Annotated in this window: 19 protein-coding genes; 5 read left to right on the top strand and 14 right to left on the bottom strand. The window is 68.9% G+C overall.

What is annotated here, in order from left to right; translation table 11 throughout:
- Positions 1–3 precede the first annotated feature (3 nt).
- The 3 genes from NVV32_RS08735 to NVV32_RS08725 form a co-directional block, all read right to left on the bottom strand.
- Positions 4–1029 carry a glycosyltransferase gene (locus NVV32_RS08735; protein WP_422389868.1) on the bottom strand — a complete coding sequence of 342 codons (1026 nt, stop codon included), beginning with the start codon at positions 1027–1029 and terminating at the stop codon, positions 4–6.
- Positions 1026–1835, bottom strand: coding sequence for a hypothetical protein (locus tag NVV32_RS08730; RefSeq protein WP_422389867.1), 810 nt, complete (start codon positions 1833–1835; stop codon positions 1026–1028). The genes NVV32_RS08735 and NVV32_RS08730 overlap by 4 nt, the downstream gene beginning before the upstream one ends.
- 353 nt (positions 1836–2188) lie before the next feature.
- Positions 2189–2905, bottom strand: a complete 717-nt coding sequence (locus tag NVV32_RS08725; RefSeq protein WP_422389866.1) for a PAS and ANTAR domain-containing protein — start codon at positions 2903–2905, stop codon at positions 2189–2191.
- Positions 2906–3429: 524 nt separating this feature from the next.
- Between NVV32_RS08725 and NVV32_RS08720 the strand changes: the two genes are divergently transcribed.
- The 3 genes from NVV32_RS08720 (at position 3430) to NVV32_RS08710 (ending at position 7177) form a co-directional block, all read left to right on the top strand.
- Positions 3430–4251, top strand: coding sequence for a GAF domain-containing protein (locus NVV32_RS08720; RefSeq protein WP_422389865.1), 822 nt, complete (start codon positions 3430–3432; stop codon positions 4249–4251).
- Positions 4252–4374: 123 nt separating this feature from the next.
- Positions 4375–4755: a hypothetical protein gene (locus NVV32_RS08715; RefSeq protein ID WP_422389864.1), complete on the top strand. Its 381-nt coding sequence runs from the start codon at positions 4375–4377 to the stop codon at positions 4753–4755.
- 178 nt (positions 4756–4933) lie between these two features.
- Positions 4934–7177, top strand: coding sequence for a rhamnogalacturonan lyase (locus NVV32_RS08710; protein WP_422389863.1), 2244 nt, complete (start codon positions 4934–4936; stop codon positions 7175–7177).
- Between the two features lie 136 nt (positions 7178–7313).
- Here NVV32_RS08710 and NVV32_RS08705 read toward each other — a convergent pair whose 3' ends face one another.
- From NVV32_RS08705 to NVV32_RS08665, 9 genes are all read right to left on the bottom strand, one after another.
- Positions 7314–9440, bottom strand: a complete 2127-nt coding sequence (locus NVV32_RS08705; RefSeq protein ID WP_422389862.1) for a 3-hydroxyacyl-CoA dehydrogenase NAD-binding domain-containing protein — start codon at positions 9438–9440, stop codon at positions 7314–7316.
- Positions 9437–10687, bottom strand: a complete 1251-nt coding sequence (locus NVV32_RS08700; RefSeq protein ID WP_422389861.1) for a thiolase family protein — start codon at positions 10685–10687, stop codon at positions 9437–9439. The genes NVV32_RS08705 and NVV32_RS08700 overlap by 4 nt, the downstream gene beginning before the upstream one ends.
- A gap of 85 nt (positions 10688–10772) precedes the next feature.
- A complete protein-coding gene (locus NVV32_RS08695; RefSeq protein ID WP_422389860.1) occupies positions 10773–12089 on the bottom strand; it encodes an HRDC domain-containing protein in 1317 nt (438 codons plus the stop codon).
- Positions 12090–12150: 61 nt separating this feature from the next.
- Positions 12151–12777: a DUF3000 domain-containing protein gene (locus NVV32_RS08690; protein WP_422392025.1), complete on the bottom strand. Its 627-nt coding sequence runs from the start codon at positions 12775–12777 to the stop codon at positions 12151–12153.
- Positions 12778–12870: 93 nt separating this feature from the next.
- A complete protein-coding gene (locus NVV32_RS08685; RefSeq protein WP_422392024.1) occupies positions 12871–13941 on the bottom strand; it encodes a threonine aldolase family protein in 1071 nt (356 codons plus the stop codon).
- A 19-nt stretch (positions 13942–13960) separates the two neighbouring features.
- Positions 13961–14671: an SDR family NAD(P)-dependent oxidoreductase gene (locus NVV32_RS08680; protein WP_422389859.1), complete on the bottom strand. Its 711-nt coding sequence runs from the start codon at positions 14669–14671 to the stop codon at positions 13961–13963.
- Positions 14668–16038, bottom strand: coding sequence for a DUF6421 family protein (locus NVV32_RS08675; protein ID WP_422389858.1), 1371 nt, complete (start codon positions 16036–16038; stop codon positions 14668–14670). The genes NVV32_RS08680 and NVV32_RS08675 overlap by 4 nt, the downstream gene beginning before the upstream one ends.
- Positions 16039–16272: 234 nt before the next feature.
- Positions 16273–16698 (bottom strand): peptide-methionine (R)-S-oxide reductase MsrB, encoded by a 426-nt coding sequence (msrB, locus tag NVV32_RS08670; protein WP_055771444.1) that lies wholly within the window; start codon positions 16696–16698, stop codon positions 16273–16275.
- A 14-nt stretch (positions 16699–16712) separates the two neighbouring features.
- Positions 16713–17198, bottom strand: a complete 486-nt coding sequence (locus NVV32_RS08665) for a hypothetical protein (RefSeq protein WP_422389857.1) — start codon at positions 17196–17198, stop codon at positions 16713–16715.
- A gap of 101 nt (positions 17199–17299) precedes the next feature.
- On the opposite strand from NVV32_RS08665, the gene NVV32_RS08660 reads away from it, so the two are divergent.
- Positions 17300–18586 carry an alpha/beta hydrolase family protein gene (locus tag NVV32_RS08660; RefSeq protein ID WP_422389856.1) on the top strand — a complete coding sequence of 429 codons (1287 nt, stop codon included), beginning with the start codon at positions 17300–17302 and terminating at the stop codon, positions 18584–18586.
- On the opposite strand, the gene NVV32_RS08655 is transcribed toward NVV32_RS08660, so the two are convergent.
- Together NVV32_RS08655 and NVV32_RS08650 are read right to left on the bottom strand one after the other, a co-directional pair.
- The gene (locus NVV32_RS08655; RefSeq protein WP_422389855.1) at positions 18570–19022 is read right to left on the bottom strand and encodes a SufE family protein; all 453 of its coding nucleotides are present in this window, start codon (positions 19020–19022) and stop codon (positions 18570–18572) included. The genes NVV32_RS08660 and NVV32_RS08655 overlap by 17 nt on opposite strands.
- Entirely contained in the window at positions 19019–19945 is a 927-nt protein-coding gene (locus tag NVV32_RS08650) for a sulfurtransferase (protein WP_055771432.1), read from the bottom strand. The genes NVV32_RS08655 and NVV32_RS08650 overlap by 4 nt, the downstream gene beginning before the upstream one ends.
- A gap of 263 nt (positions 19946–20208) precedes the next feature.
- Here NVV32_RS08650 and zapE point away from each other — a divergent pair, with 263 nt between their 5' ends.
- Positions 20209–21240, top strand: coding sequence for a cell division protein ZapE (zapE, locus tag NVV32_RS08645; protein WP_422389854.1), 1032 nt, complete (start codon positions 20209–20211; stop codon positions 21238–21240).
- Positions 21241–21278: the final 38 nt, after the last annotated feature.

Below are 21278 nucleotides of genomic sequence, written 5' to 3'. Positions count from 1 at the left end.
GGGTCAGGCGAAGGCCGTGAAGTGCGGGCCGAGGGTGTCGAGCCATGCCACCGGATGCACGGCCACGGTCGCCGCCCCGGGCCGTTCCCGTGCAGCGGCAACCGCTTCCTCCAGCGCAGCCCCGGTCCGGGCGAACGGATAGCGGTCCAGGACCCAACGGCGGTTCGCTGCGCGCACCGGTGTCAAGGTGTTCAGCTCCTGCATCAAAGCCGCCACCCGGTCGCGGAGGAGCAACGGCCGCTGATCCGGGATCCGCCACGCGCCGGGGGCCTCGAACAGTTCGTGGCCACCACCGCCGTCGTAGCCGACGACGAGACAGCCGGCCGCCAGGGCCTCGGCGACGGGCAGACCGAAGCTCTCGGTATGTCCGAGCGCGACGAAGACGGCACTGCTCGCCAGGGTCGCCGCCACCTCCGCCCGCGGAGCCTGGACCAGCTCCACCAGATCGACCCCTGAGAGCCGCGGGTCGCCGGCCAGCAACCGCTTCAGCAGTGAGGCCTCCCGCGGCCGCTTCTTGGGGAACCAGCACACCCGCAGCTGTTCGCTCGCCGAGGGCGCGAACAGCTCGCCGTCCACGGGGTTGGGCACGTGGCTCACCGGCAGACCGGGAAGTGCTGCGGCCAGCACGTCGCGGCTCTCCTCGGACACCACCCAGACAGCCGGCGCCGGTGACCAGCCGGGGAACTCCTTGCCTGGCGTGCCGGCAGCGAAGGTATAGAAGTGGTTCTGGTTGAAAATGACCTTCCGGGCTCCGGGCGCCGGATCGCGGCCCTGGACGGTCGGGGTCTCCGGCAGAACCAGGAGGTCGTCAGCGCCGATCCCAGTGGTGGCGCCGAACAGCATCGGCACGCCGTCGGGGATCCAGTCGGTGCGATCGTCCGGGTCGGGCAGCCACAGCCAGGCCTCGTGGCCGCCCTCGCGCAGGAGCCGGACGTGCTGGGTCATGACATGCACACCGCCACTGTGGTGGGCGGTGGCGAAGCCCGCATAGACGATCCGCCCCGGCGACAGGCCGGGACGAGTGGTCATGCCGGAGGTGTCAGGTACCACGAGGCGCCGCTGCCGACGTTGTGGGCAGGGAAGGAATCCGGGCCGAGCCCGACCTCCGCCCGCCAGTCGTCGCCCCACTTGGCGTCCAGACCGTGGAGGATCTCCGCGCGGTTGTCCTCCGAGGTCTGGCCGGTCCGGTTCATCGTCTGCCGTCGCAGGTGCGAGACATAGGCGCGTTCGGTGACCACGCACCGCAGGCCGGCCGCGCGGACCCGGATCGCCAGGTCGATGTCCGCGCCATAGCCGTGCCGGGTGAAAGTCACCTCGTCAAGGCCCCCGAGTTCGACGACGGGGGGCACCGCGAAGGCGATCGCCGTCCCATCGCAGAAATCGACGTCGCGCAGCACGTCCTGCGGGACGTAGTCTGCGGCAGTGGGCGGGATGGTCCGGGCTCGCTGGTGCAGCCAGAAGTCGTCGTAGCAGGCAGCTGCGATCGCGATGTCGTCCGCGGTCGAGAACGTCGCGAGCAGCCCGTCGAGGAACCCGGGCGACAGGCGGATGTCGTTGTTCAGCACGACGCAGACAGCATGTCCATCGCGGCTGGACGTCTGCAGGGCCCAGTTCGTGGCGCCGATCCAGCGCAGGTTGCGCCCGGGGCGGTGGACCGAGATGTTCCCCTGCGGGAGGACGTAGTCGCCGGCGTTGTCGACCACCACGATCCGCACGTCCGGATCGAGATCATTGCCGTCGCGGCACAGGTCACCGACGACGGCGTCGGTCAACTCCGGTGAGCCGAACGCCGGGATGACCACCAGGGTCGACGCGGTGGTGCTCGGAGTGGTCACTGCTCGGTGCGGGCGGCACGGCCCCCGCGGTCGCGGTACAAGGTGGTCACGAAGATCGATTCCCGTCAGCTCAGGTGGACTGGTGCCACGGCTCTGAAGACTACCGCGGATCTGCTGCAGCTCCGTTCACCAGGGGCGGCAACGCCGCGTCCTGTCGCCCACGCTGGAGGAGCGGTGATGTAGCCGGCTTACCTGTCGTCGTCGTCGGGGTACCGTCCCGCCGTTGCCATGCAGTGGCCACCCCGGTGGACCCGCACCGAGTACCGCTGCTTCCTCCTGCTTCGCTCTCCCTCAACTGCGGGAGCGCGCGTGCTGCGACGCCGCGCGATGCGCGCGGTGCTGCCCGGGCTCCTTCACGGCGTCGTGAGGAGATTCAGCAGGGCGTCGGCCCGGGCAGCAGGTCGCTTCTCCTGGTTGAGCTGCCGGATACGATCGATGATGCCCTGGGAGACGGCGACGACCTTCCGATTGCTCAGTTGGCTGCGCCGGCTGAGCCAGTCGAACGCTTCGGCGGCCGTCATCCCGGCCTGCGCCATCAGGATGCCCTTGGCCTGCTCGATCACGCTGCGCTGCAACGCGGACGCAGCAACGGCCTGATTCGCCAGCTGGTGGGTGTCTTCATGAATGGATCGTGTGAGATCCACGACCAGCGCCCATACCCCGATCGCTTCCCTGCCCTGTGCGGCGTCCGCGAGGATGTAGTTGCCGGAGATCAGCACTTTGCGGATCCTGCCGTTCGCGTCCCGCAGGGACAGGTACGCCGAACGTGGGCCGCTCCTGCTCAACAGGCTCTCCCACAGCGATCTTGCCGCATGCCGGTCCGCAGGTTCGACGTGGGAGATGCCGAGGTCGAGGGTGGGTACGATCTCGCCTCGCTCGTACCCATGAATGCGATACAGCTCATCGGACCAGTGCAGAGCCGGCGATTCGAAGTAGTGCTCGACGATCCCGGTGGGGCAGTTGGCGAAGTACTCGACCGGTTCAGCCGACGGGACCTCGACAGCAGGCTGGACAGCCAGGGCCCCCGAAGCATCCGGGATTTCCGGGATGGAGGAAGCAGGAGTGGTCACGGGTGCACGATCCTTCGACGCGACAGAGGAACCGGCCAGTCCCCTGACCGATTCGATGAGGTGCCCGACGTCGTTCCTGCTCGTCCGCGTTCAGTTCTCCCCCACAGTCCATCTGCTTGACCTGTGAAGGAGATCCCACGTTCGTGCACGAGGCTCGTCGGTGTGGCCGGCTGAGCCCCGCACCCTGCAGAGACACAGTGCGGGCCATCGTTCAGGCGTACATCCAGTATGCGCAGCACACTCTCAACATCGGTCGGGTAAAGACTCAAGACCAGCCTGCACTTCCTGACCCTTTCGTTCCGACCGGCAGGCCGCCTCCTGATCCCGCAGCTCTCGTCGAGTTCGTCGATCGGCGGCGTGGAAACGGTCGAAGATAGAACGTTCGACGATCAATCCCTGCCGTGGGTGCCGGCGAAGAACAGGTGTGCGGTGATCGGGGAACGAACAACTCCCGCTGACCTTTTGTACGTCGGAGTCCACGCCACTGGGGGCGTGGCTGGAAAGCCTCGGGGGGCGATGCGCGGATGAGTGATGCTGATGTGCAGCAGGGGGTCACGGCTGATCTGGTGCTGCAACACCACCTGGACGTGCGCAGGATCTACGCCGTCTATAGGGAGACGGGTGGCATGAGTACCGAGTCCGAGGTGCTCCGCTACCTGGCGGGATCCGCCACCTTGCCGCAGTTGCAACGGGACCTGATGGCGCACGCGGTCAACGAGCAGCTCGGGGGTCCCTCTGCGGGCGCCGGCACCTCCCGCGCCCCCTACAGCAGTGCGAGTGTGGCGATGGCCGGTGGGTACGGGGTGAGTGAGTTGGACGGTGAACGCCTGGCCGAGCACGGGCGCCCGCCTGATCACCTGATTCCGCTGACGCAGGAAGCAGAGGAGGCCCGTGTCGAGTCCCTGTACACCTCCGGGCTCCTCGACGCACCGGTGTCCGGGAACCTGGAACGGCTGCCGCGCATGACGCGGGACCACTTCGGTGTCATGGGAGCAGCGATCACCCTCATCACCGAGGACCAACTCGTCACGAAATCCTCGGTCGGCACCCTGGAGGGCGCCATGCCGCGCGGTGAGACGTTCTGTCACCGGACGATCGGCCTGGACAGGACGCTGGTCATCTCCGACACCCTGCACGATCCGGTGTTCAGGGACAGGATCTTCGTCACCGGTCCACCGTTCATCAGGTTCTACGCCGGGCATCCCGTCCACGGCCGAGGGGGCATGAGGATCGGCGCGCTGTGCATCATCGACGACGCTCCCCGCAGTTTCAGCCCCGCCGACGAGCACAAGCTGCGGACACTCGCGGCCCTGGTCCAACTGGAGATCTGGGGACCGCACACGTGACGCCGGGTCCGCGGCAGTGACCGTGTGGGCAGGCCGGACCGCGGATTCTCTGGACATGGAGGGCTGAGGGCGTAGTGTGCGCTTCGGTGGATCTCGCTGATCCCGGGGGAGGGGGGCATCATCATGATCGCTGTGGGCGGACCTGCCGAGGACTCGTTCACCGCGGAACTGCGCGGTGACGTCGTGCGGATCGAGTGGGTCGCCGGATCGACCGTGACCGATCATGAGGCGTTCTCTCTGGTGGCCAGGGTCGATGCCCTGTGCCCTGACGTGTGTCCGCCGATGCTGGTGGTGCTCAACGAGATGGTGTCCCTGAGCAGGGGCGCCTTGAAGACCTTCTCCCACGGTCTGAACATCGCAGCCATGGCCCTGGTAGGTCCGTCACCGGTCGATCGGTTGCTGGTGAGCTATTTCACGGAGGTTCACCAGCCCCCGTATCCGACGCGTCACTTCACGACCGTCGAGGAGGCCACGATGTGGCTGAAGGATCACCCGCACGCCTGAGCGGCCTGACCACGACGCTGGAGGACGTGACCGGCCCGCGGGGGAGATGTCGTCGGCCCGGCCACCCGATCTGTTGCTCTTGACAACAGGCTCAGGGTGAACGGACGATGGACAGATTAGGAAAGCGGTTTCCCACTGGGGGATCCTGCCCTGCTTCTGCACCAGGACATCACAGGAGATGATAATGGTTTCAATCGTCCACGCACGAAGATCACGACGAGCACTGGGAGCGGCGGCAGCGGCAGCCGTTGCTGCCGCGACATTGGTGAGCATGCCTGCATCAGCTGCGCCGGAAGACACACCGGTCCGGCAGATGGAATACCTCGATCGGGCCCCGGTCGCCGTGACCACCGACGGCGGAGTCTACGTCGGTTGGCGGATGCTCGGGCTCGACGCCGAATCGATCGGCTTCCACGTGTACCGCGACGGCGTCCGCATCACCGGGACCCCGATCACCGGCAGCACGAACCTGCTCGACGCGGAAGGGACCAGTGCTTCGGTCTACCGCGTGACCGCGCTGATCGACGAGCGAGAGGTGACGGTCACCGATGAGTTCACCCCGTGGGGGGACCAGTCCCTGGACATCCCGCTCCAGCGTCCGGCAGGCGGGACGACTCCGGCAGGGGAGGCGTACGAGTACGAAGCCAACGACGCATCGGTCGGAGACCTCGACGGCGACGGCGAGTACGAGATCATCCTCAAGTGGAATCCGACGAACGCGAAGGACAACTCGCGCTCCGGCTACACCGGCAACGTCTACCTCGATGCCTACGAGCTCGACGGCACACGGCTGTGGCAGATCGACCTCGGCCGCAACATCCGTGCCGGAGCGCACTACACCCAGTTCCAGGTGTTCGACTACGACGGCGACGGTCGGGCCGAACTCGCCATGAAGACCGCTGACGCCACGGTGGACGGCGCCGGCGTGGTCATCGGCGACGCCTCTGCGGACTACCGCAGCACGAGCGGCCGCATCCTCGCCGGGCCGGAATATCTGACCGTCTTCGAGGGCCTGACCGGTGCGGCCCTGGACAGCGTCGACTACGTACCGGCGCGCGGAGAGCTCGCCTCATGGGGTGACACCAGCGGCAACCGGATGGACCGCTTCCTGGCCGGCACCGCCTACCTCGACGGTGAGACTCCGAGCATGATTTTCAGCCGCGGGTACTACGCCAGGACCTCCATCGCCGCGTTCGATTTCGTGGACGGCAGGATCCAGGAGCGCTGGGCCTTCGATTCGACCACGGCCGGGAACCAGTTCGCCGGGCAGGGCAACCACAACCTCTCCATCGCCGACGTCGACGCCGACGGGTCTGACGAGATCGTCTTCGGATCGATGACGATCGACAGTGATGGCACTCCGCTGTACACCACCGGCCTCGGCCACGGGGACGCGATGCACGTTGCAGACCACGTTCCGTCCCGTGACGGCCTCGAGGTCTACTCGGTGCACGAGAGTATGACGAGCAGCGGTCAGCGTGCCGCGACGATGCGCGACGCAGGGACCGGCGAGATCCTGTGGTCCATACCCGGTGCCCGCGACACCGGGCGTGGAGCTGCAGGGGACATCGACCCGACCCACGAGGGCAATGAGGCGTGGGCGATCGGCGGCACCTACAAGTTCTACTCGAAGGTCGGATCACTCCGGGCAGCCGACGGTACCGACCTCGGCACCGGCATTCCCGCGGCGAACTTCCTCACCTGGTGGGACGGGGACCTGCTGCGCGAGATCACCGACCACGACTACACCGACCCCCTGGAGCTCGCCACCGGCGCGACGCCGACCATCTCGAAGTGGAATTGGGAGTCCGGCGCGGAGGATCGGCTGCTCACGCTCGACGGCACCCTCACCGGAAACGGCACCAAGGGAAACCCGGCACTCCAGGCCGACCTGTTCGGTGACTGGCGCGAGGAGCTGGTCTACCGCAGTGCCGACCACTCCTCGCTGAAGATCTTCACCACCACCGCTGTCACCGAGCACCGCATCCGCACCCTCATGCACGACCCCGTGTACCGTCTCGGTGTCGCCTGGCAGAACACCGCGTACAACCAGCCCCCTCACACGAGCTTCTTCCTCGGCGAGGGAATGACCATGCCTGCGGCGCCGAGCATCACCTACGTGAACGCCCCGGTCCTGGATGGGACAGCACCGGTCGTCACAGGGCTGAAGGACACCAAGGTCGGTGCCAAACGGGGGCTCACGGTCGACGTCCGGGCAGAGGACGCCGAATCGGGCGTCCGCTCGCTCATCGTCACCTTCGACGGTCAGGAGATCACTGGAACCGACGGCCGATACGACCTGCCCCTCGAAGGACTCAAGGGCAGCTACGAGCTGATCGCGACGGCGGTGAACCACGCCGGGATCGAGACGACCGCGGCGGCCGAGATCACCGTGCGACCCGGTAACGGCAAGGCCCACTAGCACGCCGCGCCGCACGTCACAGGCAGTAGCGCAACGGGTGGTGGGGCAACGCCCCACCACCCGTTCCGCTGCTCGCGGCGGCCGTCGCTCGCGGGGAGCGGGCGGTCGACGGAGCACGGCCTAGGCGCCGGCGGTATCAGGCCCGGTGGAAAGCCTTCCCGCGGACGCGCTCGGAGGCACCGACTCGGTCGAGGTACGGTGTGATGCCGCCCAGGTGCATGGGCCACCCCGCTCCCATGATCATGCAGAGATCGATGTCCTCGGGCGCCGCAACCACGCCCTCGTCGAGCATGCGTCCGATCTCGTCCGCCAGCGCGTCCTGCGTCCGGCGGAGCACCTCGTCGGCGGAGGACGGCGACGCATCGCGCTCCAGGAGGGCGAGCGTGGTCTCGGGGACGGCGAAGGAGCCGTCCTCCTGCTTCTGCCACAGCCCCTTCACGCCCGCGTCGATCAGCTTCTGCTGGTTCGCCGAGACGTGGAACCTGTCGCCGAAGGCCGAGTGCAGCGACTCCTGCACATGCTGGCCGACGGGCAGACCCACAAGAGCGAGCAGCATGAACGGCGTCATCGGAAGACCCATGGGCCGCAGTGCGTTGTCGGCCGTCGCCGCGTCGGTCCCCTCGTCGAAGACGGCGGTGATCTCCCCGAACATGCGTCCCAGGATGCGGTTGACCACGAAGGCCGGCGCGTCCTGCACCAGCACGGCGTTCTTCTTCAGGCCCTTGGCGAGGACGAAGGCCGTAGCGAGGACGGCGTCGTCGGTCTTCGGCGCGCGCACCACCTCGAGCAGCGGCATGGCCGCGACGGGGTTGAAGAAGTGGAAGCCGACCACGCGCTCCGGGTGGCTCAGGTCCGCGGCCATCTCGGCGACGGAGAGCGAGGAGGTGTTGGTCGCGAGGATGCAGTCGGGGGAGACCACGGCCTCCACCTCCGCGAACACCTGCTTCTTGACCGAGAGTTCCTCGAAGACGGCCTCGATCACGAAGTCCGCGTCGGCGAACGCGTCCTTCGAGACGGAGCCGGTCACGAGTGCCCTCGTGCGGTTCGCCGCGTCCTGGGACAACCGCTTCCGACCGAGCATCTTCTCGATCTCGGCGTGGACGTATGCCACGCCCTTGTCCACGCGCGCCTGGTCGATGTCCGTGAGGACCACCGGCACCTTCAGCTGGCGCGCGAAGAGGAGTGCGAGTTGGCCCGCCATGAGTCCGGCCCCCACGACGCCGACCTTCGAGACGGGCCGCGCGAGCTTCCTGTCGGGTGCTCCGGCCGGGCGCTTGGCGCGTTTCTGTACGAGGTCGAGGAATGCGTAGACCGTCGCGTGGAACTCCGGAGTCTGCATCAGCTCGGCGAGGGCCGTGCACTCGGCCGCCGCGGATTCCTTCCGCGTGAGCGTCAGGCCTGCCTCGAGCAGGTCCAGCACGCGCGACGGCGCCGGCGCGGCATTGCCGGTCTTCGCCTCGACGAACGCCCGCCCCGCGGCGACAGCGCCCGTCCACGCGGCGTCGTCGTAGGAGCCGAGCTCGGCACGGCGGCGGGTGACGGCCTCCAGTGTCCCGCCGCCGGTGAGGATCCGCGCCGCCCAGAGGAGTGACTGCTCGAGGTAGTCCGCCGGCTCGAACAGGGCATCGGCGATCCCGAGCGCATGCGCCGAGGCGCCGTCCAGGCTGCGGTTGTTGCTCAGGGGATTCTCGATCATGACCTTGACGGCGTTCGCGGGCCCGACGAGGCGCGGGAGGCGGTACACGCCGCCCCAGCCCGGAACCAGGCCGATGAACGCCTCGGGCAGACCGATCCCCGTGGCGCCCGAGGACACGGTCCGGTAGTTCGCGGCAAGGGCGATCTCCAGCCCGCCGCCGAGGGCCACACCGTTGATGAAGGCGAAGCTCGGCACGCCCAGATCCGCGAGGAGATCGTACGCCTCGTGCCCGAGCTCGGCCATGAGGCGGCCCAGGTGCTCGGACCTCACGCTCTTGACCGTGCTGAGATCGGCCCCCGCAACGAGGAAGTACGGCTTGCCGGTCACAGCGACACTTTGGATCTCACCGTGCGCGGCGCGCTCCTTCAGGCCCTCGAGCGTCCGGCCGAACTCGATGAGCGTGTTCGGCCCGAGCGTCGTCGGCTTCGCATGGTCGAGGTCGTTGTCGAGCGTGATGAGAGCCAGGACGCCGGCGCCCTCCGGCAGCGTGATGTCCTGGACGTAGGAGTGGGTGACGATCTCGGTGGGGACGAGTGCTGCCAGCTCGTCGTAGCGTTCGAAGCTCATGCTGCGTCCTGTCCGTAGTGCTCGTGGTGCGGGTTCTCCCAGATGACCGTGGCTCCCATGCCGAGGCCTATGCACATGGTCGTCATGCCGTAGCGCACCGACGGGTCCTCCTCGAACTGGCGGGCGAGCTGGTTCATGAGCCGGACGCCGGAGGAGGCGAGGGGGTGCCCGACGGCGATGGCGCCGCCGTAGCGGTTCACGCGCGGGTCCTCGTCGTCGATGCCGAAGTGGTCGAGGAAACTCAGCACCTGGACGGCGAAGGCCTCGTTGATCTCGAAGAGCCCGATGTCGGAGATGCCGAGCCCTGCCTGACGCAGCGCCTTCTCGGTCGCAGGCACCGGTCCGATCCCCATGACCTCGGGTTCGACGCCGGCGAAGGCGTAGGCCACGAGGCGCATCCGGACCGGGAGGCCGAGCTCGAGAGCGGCGTCCCCGGAGGCGAGCAGCGCGGCGGTCGCCCCGTCGTTCAGGCCTGCCGCATTGCCTGCCGTGACACGGCCATGGGCCCGGAAGGGCGTGCGCAGGGACGCGAGGTCCTCGACGGTCGTGTCGGGGCGGGGAGGTTCGTCAACGCTGTTCAAGGTCCAGCCCCCGCCGGCCTTCCTGCCCGCGACGGGGACGAGATCCGGCTGGATCAGCCCGGCCTCGTAGGCCTTCGCCAGCTTCTGCTGGCTCCGCACGGCGTAGGCATCGGTGCGGTCCTTCGTGATGTCCGGGAAGCGGTCGTGCAGGTTCTCCGCGGTGTTCCCCATGTTCAGTGCAGCGGGATCGACGATGCGCTCCGACATGAAGCGGGGGTTCGGATCGGCTCCCGAGCCCATCGGGTGGTTCCCCATGTGCTCGACGCCACCGGCGATCACGACGTCGTATGCGCCGAAGGCGATACCCGAGGCCGTCGTGGTCACGGCGGTCATGGCACCCGCGCACATGCGGTCGATGGCGAAACCCGGTACGGTCCGGGGGAGTCCTGCGAGCAGGGCGGCGGTGCGGCCGATCGTCAGGCCCTGGTCCCCCGTCTGGGTCGTGGCGGCGATCGCGACCTCGTCGACGCGCTCGGCCGGCAGCGACGGGTTGCGGCGCATGAGGTCGCGGATGCACTTGACCACGAGGTCGTCGGCGCGCATCCCGGCGTAGATGCCCTTCTCGCCTGCTCGGCCGAAGGGTGTGCGGACTCCGTCGACGAAGACGACGTCGCGGACGGCACGTGACGTACGCCGCGCGGCAGGGGTCTCGGTGTGTTGGCTCACCTGGTGCTCCTCTTCGAGTTGTTGATCCGCGATCATGTTACTGGTGGGTAACATAGCGTGCAAGCAAGCCCGGGAGGCGGCGGGCTCAGTCGCCGGCGGCAACCTGCTGCTGTGCCCGGCCCTTGTCGGGCAGGGGATCGGGATCGAGGAACGCCACTGTGATGACCGCGGCGACCTCCTCGATCTGCCAGGGGCGCGCACCGAGGTCCGCCAGGGCTGCCGAGACCGATTCGAGGGACACCTCGGCAGGGGGCCGCCAGGCGATGCGCCGCAGGTAGTCGGGGGTGAGCAGGTTCTCCACCGGCATGCCGAGAGACTCGGCGCGTGCTGCGACGCGGGGCCGCGCCGTCAGCAGCCGGGCGGCTGCCTCCGGATCCTTCTCGGCCCAGATGCGAGGGGGTGGGGGGGCATTCGTGGAGATGTGCAGCGGCGGCAGGTTCGTCAGCTTCCGCGCGTCGCTGATGCACTTCAGCCACCGCGGTGCTTCCTTCTGCGCGGCGCGCCCGTGGAAGCCCTTGGTACCGAGCAGCTGCGGGACGGTTGCCGGCATGGCCTTGGCGGCAGCGATGATGGCGGAATCCGGGACGAGGCGCCCGGGAGCGACGTCGCGTCGCTGGGCGAGGTCCTCGCGCTCGAGCCACATCTGCCGGACGGCCGCCAGCTGGCGGCGGTCACGCAGCTGGTGCAGCCCGGAGGTCCGGCGCCAGGGATCGACGCGTGGTTCCGCCGGCGGAGTCTGCCGGATGTGCTCGAACTCCTGCTCGGCGATGGCCAGTTTCCCGTCGCGTTCCAGCAACTCGGCGAGCCTGTCGCGGAGCTCGGTCAGGACCTCGACGTCGAGCGCCGCGTAGCGCAGCCACGGCTCGGGCAGCGGTCGCTTGGACCAGTCGGCGGCCGAGTGCTCCTTCGCCAGGCTGAAGCCCAGCTGGGACTCGATCACGGCCGCGAGGCCGACCCGCGGCAGACCGGCCAGACGGGCGGCGAGCTCCGTGTCGAAGAGATGATCGGGCCACATCCCGAGCTCGGAGAGGCAGGGCAGGTCCTGGCTCGCGGCATGCAGGATCCACTCGACGCCGTCGAGGGCGTCGTCGATGATCCGGAGGTCCTCGAAGGGCTCGGGGTCGATGAGCCAGGTCCCCGCTCCCTCACGCCTGATCTGCACCAGGAACGCGCGCTGTCCGTACCGGAACCCCGACGCCCGCTCGGCGTCGACCGCTGCCGGTCCGGTACCGGCGGCGAGGGCCGCCGCCGCCCGCTCGAGCCCGGCCCGGGTGTCGACGACGAGGGGGACGCCGTCACGCGGTTCGGTCAGGAGGGGGAGTTCGATCGGGGCATCGGCTTCGGTGGCTGCGGGACCGGACGCTTCGGTGCTGTCCGTCTGCTCGGAGGTGTGGGAACTCATGGTGATTTCAGTCTATCCCCGCGGCCGACTGCCGGGCGGAACCGGACGGCTCCCTGACCGGTCAGGATCGGCGGTGGGGCAGGTGCGCGACGCCGGCGGGAAGGGGAGGCAGCCCGGCGAACGTGCAGACCATCTCGGACCACGCCTCCAGGTGCCGCTGCACGTCGGAGGTCTCGGGTGTCCAGGAGGCCCGCAGTTCGATGTCGATCGTGTCGGGGCGGTCCTCGAGCGTTCCATAGCTCTCCGACAGGATCCGGGTCGCTGTGCCGCCGGTGCTGTGGTGGCGTGCACCATGGTTGTCGAGGGCCTCCACGAGCCACGTCCAGGCGACGGATCCGAGCAGGGCATCGTTGCCCATGTCGGGTTCGAGCTGCGCCCGGATGTAGGTGACGATCCGGAAGCGCCCGTTCCAGACCTCGGAGCCCTCCGGGTCGTAGAGGAGGATGAAACGCCCGGTGGCCAGTTCCAGCGGTTCGGGCGGAACCAGCAGGGTGCGGGCCGGTCCATGCAGGGGCGGCGGCACGACAGGTGTCGCCTCGAACACCTCGGCCCCGAGCGCGACCGCGAACGGGGCGAGGCGTGAGGGGGCCGGGATCTCCTCGAGCCTGATCTCGCTGCGCCGGGCCGCTGTCCGCAGGCCGGCGAGGGCGTCGAGGAATTCCCCAGGAAGATGGGATACGCCACCGATTGCACTCACCCCCGCAGGCTACGCCCTGATCCCGGCGGACGTCCGGCGGCGCGCCGCTCCCGGGAGGTGTCGGCCTCCCGGATCACGGAACCGTCAGTTCGACACTTCCCGGCGGATCGCCTCGATGAAGGCGTCGACATCCTCCTCGGTGGTGTCGAACGAGCACATCCAGCGCACTTCGCCCGTGGCCTGGTCCCAGTCGTAGAACCGGAAGCTCTCGCGGATCCGGTCCGCTGCACCGGGCGGAAGGATCGCGAAGACGGCGTTGGCGGTGGTTTCCTGCGTCAGGGTGACACCTTTGATGGCGCGCACGCCCTCGGTGAGCCGGGCGGCCATGGCGTTCGCATGCGATGCGGAGCGCAGCCAGAGATCCCCCTCGAGCAGGGCGATGAGCTGGGCCGAGACGAAGCGCATCTTCGAGGCGAGCTGCATGTTCAGCTTGCGCAGGTAGTCGAGTCCGGTGGAGGCCTCCTGGTCCAGGACCACGATGCACTCGCCGAACATCAGCCCGTTCTTGGTGCCCCCGAAGGAGAGGATGTCCACGCCGGCGTCGCGCGTGAAGGCGCGCAACGGCTGGCCGAGGGCCGCGGCTGCGTTGGCGAGCCGCGCCCCGTCCATGTGGACGCGCATGCCCCGGGTGTGGCAGTGGTCGGCGATGGCCCTGATCTCGGCGACCGAGTAGAGCGTCCCGAGCTCCGTGGTCTGCGTGATGGAGACGGCGAGCGGCTGCGCACGGTGCTGGTCGCCCCAGCCCCAGGCCTCGCGGTCGATCAGCTCGGGCGTCAGCTTGCCGTCCGGCGTCGGGACCGTCAGGAGCTTGATGCCGCCGACGCGCTCCGGGGCCGCGTTCTCGTCGACGTTGATGTGCGCGGTCTGGGGGCAGATCACGGCACCCCAGCGCGGCAGGATCGACTGCAGGGACAGGACGTTGGCGCCGGTGCCGTTGAACACGGGGTAGATGGAGATGCCCTCGCCGAAGTGCTGCTCCATCACCTCCAGCAGGCGCGCGGTGTACTGGTCGTCCCCGTAGGCGACCTGGTGCCCCTCGTTGGCGGCCGCGAGTGCGGTCAGCACCTCGGGGTGCACGCCGGAGTAGTTGTCGGAGGCGAAGCTGCGCTGCGTGGGGTCGTGCAGCGCAGGGGAGGCGGGAGCGGCGGGAATCATGGTCTCGGTCACCCTGCCATTATCCCCGAACGGCGTCGATGCGGGCCCCGTTGATCTCCGTGGCCGGCCGGCCGGGGAGGGACGCGAGGATCCGGGCGAGGTCCGCGACGTGTGTGTACCCGGGGAAGGTCCGCTCGGGGTGCTCCGCCCGCATGCGGTCGTCCACCAGTGCCTTCACGACGACGGCGGTGGCTGCCGCCGCCGTCCCGTCCTTCGAGAATCCGTCGGCGACCGCCTGCAGCCACGCGTCGACCGATGCCTTGACGGCCGCGTACGAGGCATTGCCGGCGATGGGTGCTGCGACGGCCGTGGCGGACACGGCCGCGAGCCGTCCGTCCCGGGCCGCCAGCTGGTCGTAGAACGCGCGGCTGGTGTTGAAGAGCGTGACGAACACCGAGCGGTGCAGGGTGTCGTAGTCGGATCTCGCCTGCGTGGTGATGCCCCTGGCCCCGCGCCATCCGCCGACGAGGTGGAAGAGCGCGTCGGCGCCCCCGTGCTGGACGAGGACCTCCGCCGCGAGGGCGGCGACGGCGGACTCGTCCGTCAGGTCGCACACCCGCCGGTCGACGCCGTCGAGCCCGTCGAAGGCCGACGCGAGGCGGCCGGTATCGGTTCCCACCGCCACGACGGTGAAGCCGTCCTCGAGCAGGGCACGCGTGAGGGCCGCGCCGGAGGCGCTCGAGGCGCCTGCGACGACCGCCGTCCGTGCTCCGGCTCCGGCTCCCGTCATGCCGCGTCCGCGGTGATGCCGGCAGTGGACTCGATGACCGGCTTCATCTTGCGGTCGAGGGCCTCGAAGAACATCGACAGGGGGAACTCGTCATCGAGGACGGCGTCCGTCAGGCCGCGCGGCGGACCCATGAGTTCGAGCGCCCCGGGCCCCTTCGCCCACACCGAGGCGGGGTGGGGCGTGACGGTCGCGGACACGAGCTCGTAGGCGGCGAGCCAGTGCGCGATCTTCGGACGGTCGATCGAACGCCAGTACAGCTGCTCGATCTGCTCGCCGAGGGCGACGACGACGTCGGCGGCCTCGTCCCAGTCGATGGTGAGCTTCGTGTCGGTCCAGTGGAGGACATGGTGCTGGTGCATCCAGGCGAAGAGCAGCTGGCCGCCGAGGCCGTCGTAGTTGCGCACCCGGCTCCCGGTGATGCTGAAGCGGAAGATGCGGTCGAAGATGACCGCGTACTGCACGAGCCGGGCGTGCTTCCGGGCCTCGGGTGATGCGTCCTCGTCCTTCTCGATTCGGACCGACTCGCGGAAGGCCGTCAGGTCGCAGCGCAGCTCCTCGAGGGAGTAGAGGAAGAACGGCATCCGCTGCTTGATCATGAAGGGGTCGAAAGGCAGGTCGCCGCGCATGTGGGTGCGGTCGTGGATCAGGTCCCACATGACGAAGGTCTCCTCCGTCAGGGTCTGGTCGTCGAGCAGTTCGAGGGCATCCTGGGGCAGGTCCAGGCGCGTGATCTCCGCCGCTGCGCGGACCACCCGGCGGAAGCGGGCCGCCTCGCGATCGGCGAAGATGGCGCCCCAGGTGAAGGTCGGGGTGGAGCTGACGGCCACGGTCTCGGGGAAGAGCACGGCGGAATTGGTGTTGTAGCCCTCGGTGAAATCGAGGAAGCGGATCGGGACGAACAGGGCGTTGGAGTAGGCGCCGGCTTCGAGCTCGTCGATGAAATCGGGCCAGAGGACCTCGATCAGCACGGCCTCGACGAGCCTGTTGGTGCTGCCGTTCTGGGTGTACATGGGGAACACGACGAGATGCTGCAGCCCGTCGACACGGTCCAGCTGTGGCTGGAAGGCGAGGAGCGGCTCGAGGAAGTCGGGGACACCGAACGTCCCGGTCCGCCACGCCTCGAAGGCCGTGACCGTCCTGGCGAGGTACTCGGCATCCTGGGGGAAGAGCGGCGCGAGGTCCTGGACGGACTGGATGATGGCGGTCGTCAGTGCGCCGGCGGCTTCGTGGTGTCCGGGATCCGGGATCGAGCCGTCCTTGACCTGCAGGAGGCGAAGCTCCTCCACGGCGTGCTTCAGCGAGAGCCAGGACGCGTGCTCGTGGGGGGTGTTCCGGGCGGATGTGCGGTCGATCGGGGCGAGTGTCATGGCTCCTGCTTCCTCGGGACGGGCCGGGCGGTGTACGTCTGCGGCGAGCGTAGCAAGGGGAACAGGAATACTTACAGCGAAGTTCGGTGAGATCCAGAGTTCCTTACGCTGGGACGTCTGGTGGTCCCGCCGAGGACCAGTCCTCCTTCACCGCCCGGGAGGATCATCGCGAGAACGACGAAGGCCGGCCCGGGGGCCGGCCTTCGTCGTGCAGCGGAGCGGGTCGATCAGGCCCTAGGAGGCTTCGACGAGCCGCATGGAGATGGAGTTGATGCAGAAGCGCTGATCTGTGGGGGTGTCGAATCCCTCGCCCTTGAACAGGTGGCCTAGGTGCGAGTCGCACCGGGCGCAGCGGACCTCGATGCGCTCCATGCCGAGGGAGCGGTCATGGAGGTAGCGCACCTTGTCCTCGGCGAGGGGTGCCCAGAAGGACGGCCAACCGCAGTGCGAGTCGAACTTCTCGTTGCTGGTGAACAGCTCGGCGCCGCAGGCCCGACACGCGTAGGTGCCCTCCGCCTTGGAGTCGTAGTACTCGCCGGTGTAGGGACGTTCGGTGCCCGCCTTGCGCAGGACCTGGAATTCCTCGGGCGTCAGTTCCTGCCGCCACTCGTCGTCGGACTTGTCGATGTCAGGCAGGAATGCCTCGCGTTCGGTCGTCATACCGTGCTCAACGCCTACGAGTCGCCAATAAATCCCGACCCCGAGTACAGGTGCAGCACGGCGATGCCGAGCTTGTCCTGCGCCCTGTTGGCCCAGTCGGTGTGGAAGGTGTCCGCCATCGCGTGGGGTCGGGTGATCACGACGGCCTGGGCCGCACCGCCGGCGGCGGCCTCCGCCACCAGCGCGTCCACGGGGTTCCCGGTGGTCGTCCGCCCGCGTGCGGTGAAGCCCTCGCAGGAGAGCAGCCGCAGTGACTCCTCGACGGCGGCCCGTGCCGCTGCTTCGTCATGACGGCGGTCGTCGGGCGAGAAGCTGCGGAAGGCCTCGCCGACCTCGAGGAGGCTCAGGTGGCGGAAGAACTCCCCGAGCACCGACTCGTTCCGGTCCTCGGGGATGAGGACCACGAGATCCGCGGGGTCATCACCCTGCAGGGTCCGCAGGTTCAGGAGATCGGCGGGCGTCAGGGCTTCCTCGGTCAGCACGAGGATCGTTTGGCTCATGGCGCCACTGTACTGCCGGCGGGGGAGCCTCGCCTCGCCACGGGCACCGGAATGCGGCGGCTCGTCGCAGGACGGGCCTCGGGCAGGGTAGAAATGGAACCATGGCATCGACGAGGTCACCGGCCGCAGAGCAGCGGCCCCCTGCTTCCTGGCTCAGGTGGACCGCCCTCGGGATCGGGGCGGGAGTAGCCCTTGCCTCCTCCGCGGCCGGCGCCGTCTCCGGGCTGGCCGTGTACTTCGCGCGGCAGATCGTGACACCCTCGCGCGTCCGGGTCGAGAACCTGGACATCCTCGCAGTGGTCGGAGCCACCGGCCGGCAGACCATCATCCTCCCCGCCACCGACGACACGACGATCGAGGGGACCTACAGCCTCCACTTCGCCCAGGGAACGGGGCACGCGCGCATCGGCGCCATCCGCTCCTACGTGCCCCGGGAGGGCACCGTCGAGCGTGAGGTGGAGCAGGTCTACGCGGGTGACCTCGCCGCGGCGACGAGGGGCTGGTGGGGCGGCGCCGTCTACCCCAGCCCCTTCGCCATGGGCTTCGCCGAGGAGGAGGTCCTCATCCCGGTCGAGGGCGGTTCGGCACCGGCCTGGCTCGTCCGGGCCGAGGGCCCCGCCAGTACGTGGGCCGTGATGGTGCACGGTCGGGGTGCCTCCCGCGCGGAAGCCCTGCGCGCCCTGCGACCCGCGCGCCGGCTGGGGATGACGAGCCTCGTGCTGTCCTACCGGAACGACGGCGAAGCCCCCTCGGCACCGGACGGCAGGTACGGACTCGGGATGACGGAGTGGCACGACGTCGATGCCGCGATCGACTACGCGGTGTCCCACGGTGCACGCGACGTCGTGCTGTTCGGCTGGTCCATGGGCGGCGCGATCGTGCTGCAGACGGCCGATCTCTCGCGCCACAGGCGGCGCATCAGGGCGCTCGTGCTCGACGGACCGGTCATCAACTGGATCGAGGTGCTCGCCCACCACGCCGAGCTCAACAGGATCCCCGCACCGGTGGGCCGCCTGGGCCAGTACCTGCTGGCCAGTCAGCGGGCCCGACGCATCACCGGGCTGGCCGCGCCCCTCGACCTCAAGAGCATGGACTGGATCGCCCGCGCGGAACAGCTCACCCTGCCGACCCTCGTGCTGCACAGCGAGGACGACGAGTTCGTGCCCATCGGGCCCTCGGCGGAACTCGCGGCGAAGAACCCGACCTTCGTGACGCTCGAGCGATTCCAGCGGGCGCGCCACACGAAGGAGTGGAACGTCGCGCCGGAACGGTGGGAGAGCGTCGTCGAGCACTGGCTGGACGACAACGTCTTCGGCAGGACCCTGCCCGGCGGTCGGTCCGCCGGGCCCGCGGCGCAGGAGCCGCCCGCGCCTACGCCTCGTCCCTGACGGACTCCCGGATCTTCCGCTTGATGCGCCCCAGCATGGCGGACATGCCCCGCATGCGCAGGGGAGTGATGGCGCGGGTCAGGCCGAGGCGGTCCGGGACGTCGTCGGGCACGGCGAGTACCTCCGCGGCCGGGAGTCCGTCGAGCCCCTCGAGCAGCACGCCCGCGAAACCTCGGGTCGTGGGAGCCTCGGGGGGTGCCGAGAAGAAGAGGTGCACCGGGTGCCCGGGGGCCTCGCCGATCTCCATCGTGAGGAACAGCGGGCTCTGGCACTCGACGACCTGCTCCAGCAGCTCCGGGTGGTCGCTGTAGCGCACCGGCAGGGCGGGCAGCTCCCGGGAGAAGTCGAGCAGCAGCTGCAGGCGGTCGGGCTCGGTCAGGTCCTGGAAGTCGTCGATGATCTCGGCGAGCTTCGTGGGGACGGTCCCGGTGGTCATCGTGCGGCCTGCGCGGAGCGGTTCACGGACACGGGAACCTCACCGGGCTCCGTGCCCCGGACGATCGGGACACGGACCGCATTGCCCCACTCGGTCCAGGAGCCGTCGTAGTTGCGCACCCGCTCGAAGCCGAGGAGGTGCGTGAGGACGAACCACGTGTGGCTCGACCGCTCGCCGATCCTGCAGTAGGCCACGACGTCGTCGCCGTCCTTCAGCCCGGCCTCGCCACGATAGATGGCATCGAGTTCCGCCCGTGTCCGGAAGGTCCCGTCCTCGGCCGCGGCTCGCGCCCAGGGGACGGACGCCGCGGTCGGGATGTGGCCGCCACGGAGTGCACCCTCCTCGGGATAGGCGGGCATGGTGGTGCGTGCGCCGGTGTACTCGTCGCCGGATCGGACGTCGATCAGTGGCTTGCCGAGGTGCTCGAGCACATCACCGAGATAGGCGCGGATCGAGGAGTCGTCGCGCTCGACGACGGGGTAGTCGGTGGCGACGACATCGGGCCTGTCCGTCGTGATGTCCCGACCCTCGGCGACCCAGATGTCGCGGCCTCCGTCCAGCAGGCGCACGTCCTCGTGGCCGAACAGCGTGAAGACCCAGAGGGCGTAGGCCGCCCACCAGTTGCTCTTGTCTCCGTAGATGACCACGGTGGAGTCGCGCGCGATGCCCTTGGCGGCCATCAGGCGCGAGAAACCCGCGCCGTCGATGTAGTCGCGCGTGACCTCGTCGTTGAGCTCGGTGTGCCAGTCGATCTTCACGGCACCGGGGATGTGGCCCGTCTCGTACAGGAGCACGTCCTCGTCGGACTCGACGACGACGAGTCCGTCGGCGCCGAGATGCGCGGCGAGCCAGTCGGTGGAGACGAGCCGCTCCGGATGGGCGTATTCGGCGAACTTGTCCTGCGTGTCTGGTGCCAGGGTCATTGCGGCCTTTCGCATAGCGGTGTGCACGGTGCTGGTCTTCCCCTACCCTAACCACGCGAGGCGGCAATTCCTTCCGGTCGCCGAAGGCTGTGGGGGAGCGGTCGACGGCGAGGTCAAGGCGCGGTGCCGGCGCCGGAGTGGGCCGCCCGCGGTGTGCACCGTGCCGTAGTCTGGCGTAGCGGGGCGGCGCTGTGACCATACCGCCGTCGCGTGCGTGTACCGGACGGGACGCGCCTGCCGGAAAGAGAAAGCGGTCCACATCCGTGCCAGTCATCGAACACCTGACGCAGCGTTCACCGAAGGTCTCCGTCGATGAGTTGCTCGGCGGGTTCTACCCGTCGCCGAGGTTCGGGGAGGTGTCCTTCGACACCTACCGGCCCGATCCCCAGCAACCCTCCCAGGCGGCCGCCGTCACGACACTGCGGGAATTCGCCGGCACGGTCGACGAGCCGGCACCCTCGGGCCTACGGAAGCTCTTCGGGGCGAGGAAGGCCCCCTCCCGGGCAGGTATCTACCTCGACGGCGGGTTCGGCGTCGGCAAGACCCACCTCCTCGCCTCGCTCTGGCACGCCTCGTCCGGCAAGAAGTCCTTCGGGACCTTCGTCGAGTACACCAACCTGGTGGGAGCGCTGACCTTCCGGAAGACCGTCGAGGCCCTCAGCGACTACAGCCTCGTGTGCATCGACGAGTTCGAGCTCGACGATCCCGGTGACACCGTGCTCATGTCCCGCCTGATGCGTGAACTGGCCGACGCCGGGGTCAAGCTGGCCGCGACGTCCAATACCCTCCCCGGTTCCCTCGGTGACGGACGGTTCGCCGCAGAGGACTTCCAGCGGGAGATCCAGGTCCTCGCGGACCAGTTCGACGTGGCGCGGATCGACGGCGAGGACTACCGCCACCGCGGTCTCCCGCAGGCACCGGACGCCATGGACGACGCAGCGCTCCGCGACCGGATCGACTCCTTCTCCGGCGGGGTCCTCGCCGAGGACGACTTCTCCGAGCTCGTCGGTCACCTCGCGGGCGTCCATCCGAGCCGCTACCGGCAGCTCCTCGACGGCGTCGATGCCGTGGCGTGGCACGGCGTGGAGACCATCACCGAGCAGTCCGTCGCCCTGCGCTTCGTGGTGCTCGCCGACCGTCTCTACGACCGCGACGTGCCCATCATGGCGAGCGGGACGACCTTCGATCAGCTCTTCACCGAGGAGATGATGCACGGTGGCTACATGAAGAAGTACTACCGCGCTGTCTCACGCCTCACGGCTCTGGCCCGGCAGGGCAGTGAGGTCGCAGGCTAGAACGTCATGCGCCCCGGTCTCGCCCGGGAACGCAGGAA

The sequence above is a fragment of the Arthrobacter sp. N1 genome (genome assembly GCF_048288285.1).
GTDB lineage: Bacteria > Actinomycetota > Actinomycetes > Actinomycetales > Micrococcaceae > Arthrobacter_D.
This window is presented reverse-complemented; position numbering and strand designations above follow the sequence as displayed.

Bases quoted from the DNA above. Each gene is read 5' to 3' on its own strand.
- NVV32_RS08735 (WP_422389868.1), bottom strand. From the start codon at position 1,029: ATGACCACTCGTCCCGGCCTGTCGCCGGGGCGGATCGTCTATGCGGGC.
- NVV32_RS08675 (WP_422389858.1), bottom strand. From the start codon at position 16,038: ATGACACTCGCCCCGATCGACCGCACATCCGCCCGGAACACCCCCCAC.
- msrB (WP_055771444.1), bottom strand. From the start codon at position 16,698: ATGACGACCGAACGCGAGGCATTCCTGCCTGACATCGACAAGTCCGAC.
- NVV32_RS08685 (WP_422392024.1), bottom strand. From the start codon at position 13,941: ATGATTCCCGCCGCTCCCGCCTCCCCTGCGCTGCACGACCCCACGCAG.
- NVV32_RS08665 (WP_422389857.1), bottom strand. From the start codon at position 17,198: ATGAGCCAAACGATCCTCGTGCTGACCGAGGAAGCCCTGACGCCCGCC.
- NVV32_RS08660 (WP_422389856.1), top strand. From the start codon at position 17,300: ATGGCATCGACGAGGTCACCGGCCGCAGAGCAGCGGCCCCCTGCTTCC.
- NVV32_RS08720 (WP_422389865.1), top strand. From the start codon at position 3,430: ATGAGTGATGCTGATGTGCAGCAGGGGGTCACGGCTGATCTGGTGCTG.
- NVV32_RS08710 (WP_422389863.1), top strand. From the start codon at position 4,934: ATGATAATGGTTTCAATCGTCCACGCACGAAGATCACGACGAGCACTG.
- NVV32_RS08715 (WP_422389864.1), top strand. From the start codon at position 4,375: ATGATCGCTGTGGGCGGACCTGCCGAGGACTCGTTCACCGCGGAACTG.
- NVV32_RS08680 (WP_422389859.1), bottom strand. From the start codon at position 14,671: ATGACGGGAGCCGGAGCCGGAGCACGGACGGCGGTCGTCGCAGGCGCC.
- NVV32_RS08705 (WP_422389862.1), bottom strand. From the start codon at position 9,440: ATGAGCTTCGAACGCTACGACGAGCTGGCAGCACTCGTCCCCACCGAG.
- NVV32_RS08650 (WP_055771432.1), bottom strand. From the start codon at position 19,945: ATGACCCTGGCACCAGACACGCAGGACAAGTTCGCCGAATACGCCCAT.
- NVV32_RS08695 (WP_422389860.1), bottom strand. From the start codon at position 12,089: ATGAGTTCCCACACCTCCGAGCAGACGGACAGCACCGAAGCGTCCGGT.
- NVV32_RS08655 (WP_422389855.1), bottom strand. From the start codon at position 19,022: ATGACCACCGGGACCGTCCCCACGAAGCTCGCCGAGATCATCGACGAC.